1 protein-coding gene is annotated in these 437 nt (G+C 31.1%); it reads right to left on the reverse strand.

Annotated elements, in window-relative coordinates; all coding sequences use genetic code 11:
* Positions 1-278, reverse strand: a 278-nt coding sequence (locus ES017_RS15430; protein WP_171335292.1) for an adenylosuccinate synthetase, incomplete at its 3' end; no start/stop codon positions are given.
* Positions 279-437: the final 159 nt, after the last annotated feature.

Consider the following 437-nt stretch of genomic DNA (forward strand, 5'->3'; position numbering starts at 1 on the left):
GTTATTATATTATTCTCTTTTAGATAGGCAAGTTCCTTAACAAGAGATTTTGGATTCACAACTACGCCATTTCCGATCACGCTAATTTTATCTTTATAAAAAATACCGGATGGAATCAAGTGTAATTTATATGTCACTCCATCAAACTTAATAGTATGTCCTGCATTGTCTCCACCTTGATAACGTGCAATAACTTCCGCATTTTCAATCAAAAAGTAGGTAATCTTCCCTTTTCCTTCATCGCCCCATTGGGTACCTACTACTACTACAGATGACATTTAATGACCTCTTTCTTTATATATTGCACTCCATAAGTATTGTACCAGTATTCGATCATGGATTCAATCTAAAATCGAATGATTGAATTCATTAAAATGAAAAAAAGCAGAAAAAAACGAACTATATTTTATTTATTTTTTTTATACAAAGCTAAATAC

This window comes from Anoxybacillus sp. EFIL (assembly GCF_013096955.1).
Classification (GTDB): domain Bacteria; phylum Bacillota; class Bacilli; order Bacillales; family Anoxybacillaceae; genus Anoxybacillus; species Anoxybacillus ayderensis.